Source organism: Sodalinema sp. (genome assembly GCF_046483825.1).
Taxonomy (GTDB): domain Bacteria; phylum Cyanobacteriota; class Cyanobacteriia; order Cyanobacteriales; family Geitlerinemataceae; genus Sodalinema.
Genome location: NZ_JAWOCL010000108.1, coordinates 1 through 9,262 on the forward strand (window position 1 = coordinate 1; position 9,262 = coordinate 9,262).

Consider the following 9,262-nt stretch of genomic DNA (forward strand, 5'->3'; position numbering starts at 1 on the left):
CGGGGCAATAATCAACTCCTGGCAGAACTCTACCAGCAATTAGTGGAAAATCTCCCCCGTCGAGAAGATTGGCGATATACTGCCTCTTTAACTTCGTTAGGCAATGCTTACTATTCCCTAGGACGCTACCAAGAGGCGATCGCCTTTCACGAACAATCTCTCGACATCGACCGGGACATCGGCGACCGACAGGGTGAAGCCACTTCTTTAAACAATTTAGGCATTGCTTACCGTTCCCTAGGACGCTACCAAGAGGCGATCGCCGTTTACGAACAATCTCTCGACATCAAACGGGACATCGGCGACCGAGGGGGTGAAGCCACTTCTTTAATGAATTTAGGCAATGCTTACGATTCCCTAGGACGCTACCAAGAGGCGATCGCCGTTTACGAACAATCCCTGGAAATCCAACGGAGCATTGGCGACAAACGTGGTGAAGCCAACACATTATTAGTGTTAGGTAACTCGTATCAAAAAGTAGGCAGAGTCCAAGAGGGGTTTGCCGCCTCACAGCAAGCCACAGCAATTTATCAAGACTTGAACTTACCCCTTGATGCCTACCCCTATCCCAAGTGGCTGAAAAAACTGGTCAAATTCGCCCAACGGGGTAAATTTCATCTAATTCTATGTTGTCTCGGCGGTCTCGTTGCCTTCCCCTTGGCAGTGGTTTGGTTAATTTCGCTCATCCTCTATCGCCTCATCCGTCGGCGATTCAACCCTCACTCATGACTATTCCCGCGTAATACCATGTTCCCACAGGGCCACCACAAGACCACAGGGGGCGCTTCACTGAGCCTCGGCTCGATGTTACGATAGGGGGATCATCACGATCGCGTCACCTCATTCCTCGCTCGTCTAGTCTGGCTATGAAACTTCTATCCATCCAGTTTTGTAACTTTCGTCAGTTTTATGGAAAAACCCCGCGACTGATGTTAGCCAGCGGCGATCGCAATACCACCATCTTTCATGGCAACAATGGTTCAGGAAAAACCAGCATCACCAATGGCTTTACCTGGGTTCTCTATGAAAAATTTAGTGCCGCGTTTGCCGCTGAAGAACAATTGGTCAATAAACGGGCGATCGCCGAAACTCCCCTCCGAGAACCCGTCGAATGTTTTGTTGAACTCCACTTTGAACATGGAACCATTCGCTATCGCGCTCGCCGCACTTGTCGCGCCTACGCCACTGAATCAGGAGTCGAAACTGGGGACAGTGTCTTAAACCTACAATATGCTCGGGAAGATGGACGCTGGCGCTTACCCCAAGAACCGCCAGATGATGTCATTTCTCGTATTTTGCCCGAGAGTCTTCATCGCTATTTTTTCTTTGATGGGGAACGCATCGAAAAGTTAATGCGAGATGATAAACGCTCGGAAATTGCTGATGCAACGAAAGCGTTATTAGGAATTAACGCCATTGGCGGCGGGGTGCGTCATCTTCGGGAAGTTCGCAAAGCTTTAGACAATCAGCTTAAAGGTATTGGTAATCCTGAAACTAAAAAGTTTATTAAACAGAAACAAGAGCGAGAAGCTCAAGTTGATAAACTCGACCAACGAACGACACAAATCAAAGAAGAATTAGCCCATAATTCAACCCTAAAACATGACCTAAATCGGCAACTTTTAGAACTCAATGGAGCCGAAAATCTGCAAGTACAACGCACTCGTTTAGAACAACAACATCAGGATGCGGTTAAACGTATTCAACAACTGCGAACTGGATTAGCTGAGGCGATCGCCAACCACGGGTATACCGTTTTCCTCGGAGAGATGACACAGCAATTCCGAGGCTGGTTGAACCAACGTCAAGAGAAAGGTGAACTGCGGCGAGGGATTCAACGCCGTTTTGTCGAACAACTCCTCCAGCACAATCGCTGTATTTGTGGCGCGGAACTTCATCCGGGTTCGCCGGGGTTTGAGAATGTCAAAGGATGGACTCAAAAGGCGGGAATTGCGGATGTGGAGGAAACGGCGATTCGCCTCAGTTCTCAGGTGGATGAGATTGACGCGCAAGCGGAGGCCTTTTGTCAGACGACACAACAGCAACAGCAAGAGTTACTCCAACTTGGCCAAGATGTCTCGGGGTTGGCGGAACAGTTGGAGTCAGTGAAAGAGCAATTACGCCGTTTCCCAGATCAGGATATTCAGGAGTTGCAACAGCGTTTAGATCAGCTGGAATTACGCACCAGTGAGTTAAATCAGGAACTCGGAGCCAACCAACAGCAACGAGTGAGTCTCCAGCGAGACATTACTCAGTTAGGAAAACAGGTTGATCAGCAACAAATGAATGAACGCAAGCAAGTGTTGGCTCAACAGCGCATTGCGGCGGTGGCTGATGCAATGGACCGATTACAACGGATTCAGGATAATTTTGAACAGCAGTTTCGCCAGTCCCTAGAAGAGCGGATTCAGGGACTCTTTCGTCAGATTTCTTTTACCCCTTATATCCCCATTTTGAATGAGAATTATGAACTGAGTTTGATTGAACGGACGGCGGGCCGAGATCAGGTGGTGGCGGCTTCGACGGGGGAAAATCAGATTCTGAGTTTGTCGTTTATTGGTGGGATTATTGACGGAGTCCGCAGTTGGAGTCAACGTCAGGCGTTGGTGGCTCCCGATAGTAGTACCTATCCGGTGGTGATGGATTCCCCGTTTGGGAGTCTCGATGAGATGTATCGCCGTCAGGTGGCTAAGTCGATTCCTCAGTTGGCGAATCAGTTGGTGGTGTTGGTGACGAAAACTCAATGGCGGGGTGAGGTGGAGACGGAAATGAGCGATCGCATTGGCCGGGAATATGTCTTACGGTATAACTCCCCGAAACCGGACTGTGAAGAGGATGCGATCGAACGCTTCGGCGTGCGGTATCCCCTCGTTTGTCGCAGTCCCAATGATTTTGAATACACCGAAATCATCGCGGTGGAACCGGAGAACTTCTAGGAGTAGAACTTCTAGGAGTGACCTGGGTTGGGTTTCGACGGTAAAGGAGTTAAATTGCTGATGACCTTGACCCCTAAACCCTTCGCAAAACTCGCAACAAAATCTAAACAAAATCTGAACAAAACCTGGGTTTTAAGTTAGGCGTCAAATAAACAGGCAAACTGGGGTAAAATAAAGGAGAATTACTCCAAAGTTGGAGCAATCTTTTATCGAGGAACGTGATTATGCAGGGATACCAAAACGGCATGGGAGAGGGTATGGAAAATGGCATGAGAGATGGCATCGGCCTACGGCAGCGCGTGGCTGAGTTGGCCAGAGATCCCAATGCCAAAGCGATCGCCATCGGGGCCGCCGCTGTGGTCATTACCCCCATCGTTTTACCCTACGCCAAACCACTGTTACGAGGAACCCTCAAATCGAGTGTGGTGTTCTTTGAAAAAACGCGGGGTGCGATCGCCGAAGCGGGAGAACTCCTCGCCGACATCGCCGCCGAAGCTCGTGCGGAAGTCCACGGAACCCCTCCGGCGGCCCTCTCGGCGTCCGTGAGCGGTTCTGACTCCGGCTCCTCGAATCCTGAGGAAGCCGAGTCAGCTTAACTCCCAGAGATACGGCTCATCTGCCGCAATGGGGTAGATGAGTCCGTTGGCGACAAATTCGTGTCTGACAAATTCGCCTCTGACAAGTTCGCCTCTGACAAATTCGTTGTTAACTGGCTGCGTTGTTGGGCCTGAGCAATCCACTCAGACAAGGGAATCTCTCCCTGAACCCGTCTCCCAGACTGAATCGGCTGATCTCGACGAGGCTGGCTCAACAGCGGTAATAAGGGAGAACCGAAAAGCAACACCCCCAACCCCAACCAGGTGAGAGGATGGCTATTATCCCCACTTTCAAGAATTTCTTTGAAGTGGAAGGTGAGAACGGACTTTTCGAGGTGGATTAAAGACATAGGCGACTGCTCTGGAGCATTCCAGCCTGTTGTAGCATCAGTTTCCAGGGTAGCAGCATTTTGTCTCAATGAGAATAATTTGCATTAGAAGGGAGATGGACTCCCGTTTCCCCAACTCCCAACTCGACCAACAGGCCTGGCCGATTTGGGAAGTAGTTGTTGTATTTCGCCACAATAAACAAGACGCTATCTAAGCCCAAGCTATTTACTGTATCTGGGTACTTGTGTCTGAAATTGTCCACATTCAACTGTCACTTATTGACCCTCTTGGTTCGGCTCCCAATGCAACTGATGAACCACCAGGGGCCGTAGACTATTGAGGCCCGCTGCGATCGCCGAGCCATTGTGAATCGCCGTAGCCAGCAGAGGATTGAGGCCCACCGTTGTCGCCAGACCCAACGCCGCCAGATTCGGTCCCACCACCAGGGCGATATTTTGCTCAATCAGAGAGCGGGTTTGGCGAGAGATGGCGATCGCCTGCAACAGATCCGTCAAACAATCATTCATCAACACCACATCCGCCGTCTCGCGGGCAATCTCCGACCCCTGAGCAAAGGACACCGACACATCCGCATAGGCCAACGCCACCGAATCATTCAAACCATCCCCCACAAACGCCACCGTACGGCCACTGCGATGCAGTTCTCGCACCATGCGGGCCTTATCCTCCGGGAACGCCTCCGCCTGCACCCGTTCCGGGGGAATCCCCAACTGTTGCGCCACCTCAGCCGCCCGTCGAGGATGATCGCCCGTCAACAGATAGATTTCAATCCCATACAGGTGTTGCAACCGCTCCAGCAACACTTGGCTCTCGGGACGTAAGGGGTCCGTATAGTGAATCACCCCTTGAAAGCGGCGATCGCAGGCCACATAAATCAGCGATTCCCCTTCTAGGCCCTTCAGCAACTCACCCCCCTGAGGCTGACCGCACCAATCGACCCCAGCCTCCTGCAAAAACCGTTGACTCCCCACCCAAACCAACTGACCCTCAATCTCGGCCTCAACCCCTAACCCTAAGTCATAAGACCAATGGTCACGAACCGGCAACGATAGCCCCTGCTCCTGACTGTAGCGAACCAAGGCCTCAGCCAAAGGATGGGTCAATTGCTGTTCCGCTGCCGCCGCTAATTGCAACACTCGCTCAGCGGGCAACCCCTCGGGGCGACTTCGCACCCCAGCGATCGCGATCGTTCCCTGAGTCAGCGTCCCCGTCTTATCAAACACCAGCGTATCCACCTCAGCCAACCCTTCCAAGGTGCGCCCACTGCGAACTAGAATGCCATGACGAGTGGTGTGGTTGAGAGCGCCGAGAAAGGCCGTGGGAATCGACACCCGGATTCCCGTGACAAAATCCAGAGTCAGAATCGCCGCCGCTCGGGCCGGATTGCGGCTTGTCGCCAGCGTAATCCCCGCCAGGAGTAACGAGGGCCAAATCAAACGGTCTGCCACCTTCGCCGCATAATTGGCCATGCGCGTATCCTGAACCGGCGCCTTGCGTAACAGGTCCAGACTGGCCGCCGCTCGGGTTTGCGCCCCCACCCGTTCCGCTCGCAGTTCCAACTGACCCGATCGCACCAACGTCGAGGCCCAGACGCGATCGCCCGGCCGTCGCACCACCGGCATTGCTTCCCCCGTTAGCCCTTGCTGGTCAATGGTGGCCTCTCCCCGTAGCACCGTTCCATCGACGGGGATCTGTTCCCCAGGATAGACAATCACCCGAGCCTCAACGGGGACGCGATCGCTCGGCACTTGGCCAGGAGAGTCCTCCCCCGGCCCTTGCACCCAAGCAAAACGACCAATCGTATCCCGTAAATCAGCCGTTTGCACCTCCGTGCGGCGGGCCGTCTGCTGACGAATCCCGTCCCCCAATTCATGGAGCGTTAGGGTCAAGGCTGGGGTTAACAATCGCCCTTGCCAAGCCCCCAAACTCAGGGCCAAGAGATCCAAACCATCAATATTGAGCCGTCGCTCGTCTCGCACACTCTCCCAGGCCCGTTGAGCCGTGGGAAACACCGCCACCAGCAAAGACAGCAACGCCAGGGGTCGTAAGGCCGCCAAACGAGGACGACCACTGAGCCAAGCCAGGGCCGCCGCCAGCAGGGATGGGGTCAACGCGGCCCCAAAGCTCTCTGACGCTGGCGGCGACGTGGGGGAGGTGATGGCACTGACCGAGGGTGTAACAGGCGGCGACATCGGGTCTCGTTCAACCGCCGTCACCTGGTCGAGAATCTGGCCGGGGCTGAGACAATCGGGATGATAGTGAACCACAAAGCATTGAGCGGCTCGATTGAGTCGGATCTGTTGAATGCCGCTGGTTTGCTCTAGGGACTGTTGAACGCTGTTGGCCAGCATCTCAGAGCGATTGAGACCCGGCAGGCGCAGCCGTAGGCGGCCAGGGCTGTGATGGACAATGGAACAGGTGATGGAACAGGTGGCGGTGGCGTCAGTCATGGGTTCGTAGAAGCGTGATGTCGCAAGGAGGGTCGGCCTTAGGCGGGGGATGCCGCTGGGCTGGGGGAATCTGCCTGTTCGAGAACCTGCAGCAGGTATAACCCCAATTCCAATTCAGAGACCCCGCTACCGTCATATTGGATGGCGAGAGAGGCGGCGGCTCGGTTGATGCGGGCTGATTTGACGCGAGCATCTTCAACCAGGAGTCCTTGCAGACGTTTGGCGTAGATCGCATCGGTTCGCAGTCGGGGAATCCGCAGCCGAATCCGCCCTGGGACTGAATGAACGATGGTGTAGTCTTCAGCGTCTTCAGCCTCTTGAGAAGAGGCGCTGGCGTAACCGTTGGGGGTCGCGACTTCGGTTGAGTGGTCGGCTGAGTGGTCGGCTGGGGTCAAGGTTCGCCCTTGTTGTTTGAGATTCCCCAACACTTGGCGCACGAGGGCGGCGATGAGTAGGTTGACCAAGAGGGCTTGGGCGCCCCGTAGGCGTAAGCGACTTGTGGCCAGTAATCCCGCTAGCACCGGCAGGATGGTGGCCACTTCGTTATAGTCTTCTAGCCATTGACCGAGACGCGGCGCAATGGTGGTGGTGTCTGGGCTCGATGTCATAGGAACGCTCTCCCTATATGTATTGGTCTCGAATGATCTCGAATTAGTTTAGCATCAATGTTGACAAAGATTATCAACAAACCTATACTAAGTTTCAGTGTTCTCCTCTAAACCGGCAGTGTTCTCCTCTCTCTTTGGGGGGCGTGCGCGGGGTCTATCCCTCGGGAGCGGGATAGACCCGGTTTTTTCTTGTTTGAGGCCGATGTTTGAGGTGGATTTAGGCTGATTTTAGCTGATTGAGGGGCGATCGCCCTGAGCTTCCAATTGATTTAAGATCTCACGAATGACGGTATCTGAGCCGGCTGCACCCCAGGTACAGCCTTGCTCTAAATAGGTTTTGGCCGCTTGTCCCACCAGATAACTGCCCGAGGCGGCGATCGCCCCCTGACTTAACGCCATCCCCAGAAATCCCGGAAATCCTCCCGCCAGTAGTCCCAGCTTCGCACCCCCAAACAGGGCATTTCCCAGGGTTTCCCCCAACAGCAACCCTCCACCACTGATAAAAATAGTTCGCAAGAGTTTCCCGGCCTCATGACTGGTCATGGGCAGATGATAGAGACGAGCCAAACTGCGAACCAACAGTAAATCCGCCACCGTTCCACCGATGACATCGACAACAAACAGAGGATTGCAGGCCACGATCGCCCCCTTATAGGTCGCAAAATCCCGAATCAGGCGATCGGCCTGCTCACGACGGGCCTCTAACGTGGCCTGAGCGATCGCCCGTTCCGCCTCTCGTGCTTGCAGTAGAGCATTTAACGCCAACAACGCCATCCCCTGAGACGACAGGAGCGATCGCAACGTCTCCTCCAACGCGCTCACATCCGGGTCCGGCGTTTCCCAAGCCTCCTCAACTCGGCCATCAGCCCGTTGATGGCGAACCCGGCGCGGATTGGGTTCAGCCGCCACACAAGCAATCTCATCAATCCTGAACGAGAGCCGTTCCCCCCGGCTCAACTGACGCAACTGAGCCAAAATCTGGGCCTGATCCAACTGAGGATACAAATCCATCTTATTGAAGACCAACAACAGAGGTTTCCCCAAATCTCCCAACTGACATAACGCCAAATACTCCGTTTGCGTCAGATCGCCGGCCACCACAAACAGAATCAAATCCGCCTGCTTGGCCACATCGAGGGCCATCATCGCCCGTTCCCCCCCAGCAATCTCATCAATACCGGGAGTATCAATCAACTCCACCGGAATCAGGCCCGTCGGGGAAGGAACCTGCCACATCACCGATCGCGTCCATTGCGTCACCCCATTGAGGGGGCCTCGGGATACCGGATACTGTGCAGGAGCAGGTTCGTCGCGAGTTCGGCGATGTAGCGGGTGGGATGGTCGATGGTTGTGAGGCCGACGCGCCCGTGCGAGGCGAGCGTCGCGTTGTCGAAACCGACGATCGAAATATCTTCGGGAACCCGCAGTCCCAGTTCGGTCGCGGCGGCCATCACGTCCATCGCCTCGTCGTCACTGCTGCAGCAGAATGCGGTGGGGCGATGGTCCGGCACAGACAGTGCGGATCGAACTCGAGCCTGCACAGCAAGACTACTGTGCGGGCTACGGTAGGAGACCTGCCATTCCTCGGGAACTTCGACACCGCGCTCGGTGAGCAGCTCGACCATGCCGTTTCGGCGACGGATCTTGGGAAGATAGTCGCTATCGTGGACGATTCCGATATCGCGGTGGCCGCGCTCGTAGAGGTGCGATGCGGCGTGCCTGCCGCCGGCAAAGTCGTCCATCGTAATGGAACTGAACTCGTCGTCCTTGGTTGCGTTGTCCACCAGGACAACGGGAACTCCCGCGTCCACGAGGTCGCGAACGACGTCGGCGTTGGAGAATCCATCGTCACCGAACGACGGTTCGAGCACGATCCCCGCAATCCCTCGGTCACGAAGCCCGAGCAGCATCTCGCGCTCCACCTTCGCGTCGCACGCGGTCTGGCTGAGGATCATATGATAGCCGGTACGGTTGAGCGTCGCCTGAACGCCGTTCACGAGGTCGGGGAAGATGTACTGCGACGTCGAGAAGCAGATCAGCGCGATGTCGCGTGAGCCGGTGGCGGCATGCGCCGGAGCAAGGCAGAAGGTTCCAACGCCCTGGCGCGTCTCCACGAAACCCTGGGCCGCGAGATTGCCGAGCGCCTGCCGTACCGAGTTTCGCGCAATGGAGAGCTCAGCTGAGATCTGGGATTCGGACGGCAGTTGGTCCGCAGGCAGGAATCGGCCGCTCTGCATGCCGGTCTTTACCCACTCTTCGTCGATCTCGTACTTCTTCATGCGCGCACCACTCATTGGTACCACTTATTGGTATGAGTCATT

Annotated in this window: 8 protein-coding genes; 3 read left to right on the forward strand and 5 right to left on the reverse strand. The window is 55.0% G+C overall.

The annotated features are described in order from the left end of the window. The 3 genes from R6U67_RS06895 to R6U67_RS06905 all read left to right on the forward strand — a co-directional run. Positions 1 to 729: tetratricopeptide repeat protein (locus R6U67_RS06895; protein WP_410251855.1), on the forward strand; the 729-nt coding region annotated here is incomplete at its 5' end. 137 nt (positions 730 to 866) lie between these two features. Then, positions 867 to 2,936 carry an AAA family ATPase gene (locus tag R6U67_RS06900; protein WP_410251856.1) on the forward strand — a complete coding sequence of 690 codons (2,070 nt, stop codon included), beginning with the start codon at positions 867 to 869 and terminating at the stop codon, positions 2,934 to 2,936. Positions 2,937 to 3,160: 224 nt separating this feature from the next. Next, complete coding sequence (locus tag R6U67_RS06905) at positions 3,161 to 3,532, forward strand: DUF5132 domain-containing protein (RefSeq protein WP_410251857.1); 372 nt, start codon at positions 3,161 to 3,163, stop codon at positions 3,530 to 3,532. Here R6U67_RS06905 and R6U67_RS06910 read toward each other — a convergent pair. From R6U67_RS06910 to R6U67_RS06930, 5 genes are all read right to left on the reverse strand, one after another. After that, positions 3,529 to 3,882, reverse strand: a complete 354-nt coding sequence (locus tag R6U67_RS06910; protein ID WP_410251858.1) for a pentapeptide repeat-containing protein — start codon at positions 3,880 to 3,882, stop codon at positions 3,529 to 3,531. The genes R6U67_RS06905 and R6U67_RS06910 overlap by 4 nt on opposite strands. A 255-nt stretch (positions 3,883 to 4,137) precedes the next feature. Next, positions 4,138 to 6,333 carry a heavy metal translocating P-type ATPase gene (locus R6U67_RS06915; RefSeq protein ID WP_410251859.1) on the reverse strand — a complete coding sequence of 732 codons (2,196 nt, stop codon included), beginning with the start codon at positions 6,331 to 6,333 and terminating at the stop codon, positions 4,138 to 4,140. A gap of 38 nt (positions 6,334 to 6,371) precedes the next feature. Continuing rightward, positions 6,372 to 6,941, reverse strand: a complete 570-nt coding sequence (locus tag R6U67_RS06920) for an HMA2 domain-containing protein (RefSeq protein WP_410251860.1) — start codon at positions 6,939 to 6,941, stop codon at positions 6,372 to 6,374. 228 nt (positions 6,942 to 7,169) lie between these two features. Next, positions 7,170 to 8,201: a GTP-binding protein gene (locus R6U67_RS06925; RefSeq protein WP_410251861.1), complete on the reverse strand. Its 1,032-nt coding sequence runs from the start codon at positions 8,199 to 8,201 to the stop codon at positions 7,170 to 7,172. Next, positions 8,198 to 9,235 carry a substrate-binding domain-containing protein gene (locus R6U67_RS06930; RefSeq protein WP_410251862.1) on the reverse strand — a complete coding sequence of 346 codons (1,038 nt, stop codon included), beginning with the start codon at positions 9,233 to 9,235 and terminating at the stop codon, positions 8,198 to 8,200. The genes R6U67_RS06925 and R6U67_RS06930 overlap by 4 nt, the downstream gene beginning before the upstream one ends. Positions 9,236 to 9,262: the final 27 nt, after the last annotated feature.

Coding starts and splice junctions, on each gene's coding strand:
- R6U67_RS06900 (WP_410251856.1), top strand. CDS start 867: ATGAAACTTCTATCCATCCAGTTTTGTAACTTTCGTCAGTTTTATGGA.
- R6U67_RS06930 (WP_410251862.1), bottom strand. CDS start 9,235: ATGAGTGGTGCGCGCATGAAGAAGTACGAGATCGACGAAGAGTGGGTA.
- R6U67_RS06920 (WP_410251860.1), bottom strand. CDS start 6,941: ATGACATCGAGCCCAGACACCACCACCATTGCGCCGCGTCTCGGTCAA.
- R6U67_RS06905 (WP_410251857.1), top strand. CDS start 3,161: ATGCAGGGATACCAAAACGGCATGGGAGAGGGTATGGAAAATGGCATG.
- R6U67_RS06910 (WP_410251858.1), bottom strand. CDS start 3,882: ATGTCTTTAATCCACCTCGAAAAGTCCGTTCTCACCTTCCACTTCAAA.
- R6U67_RS06915 (WP_410251859.1), bottom strand. CDS start 6,333: ATGACTGACGCCACCGCCACCTGTTCCATCACCTGTTCCATTGTCCAT.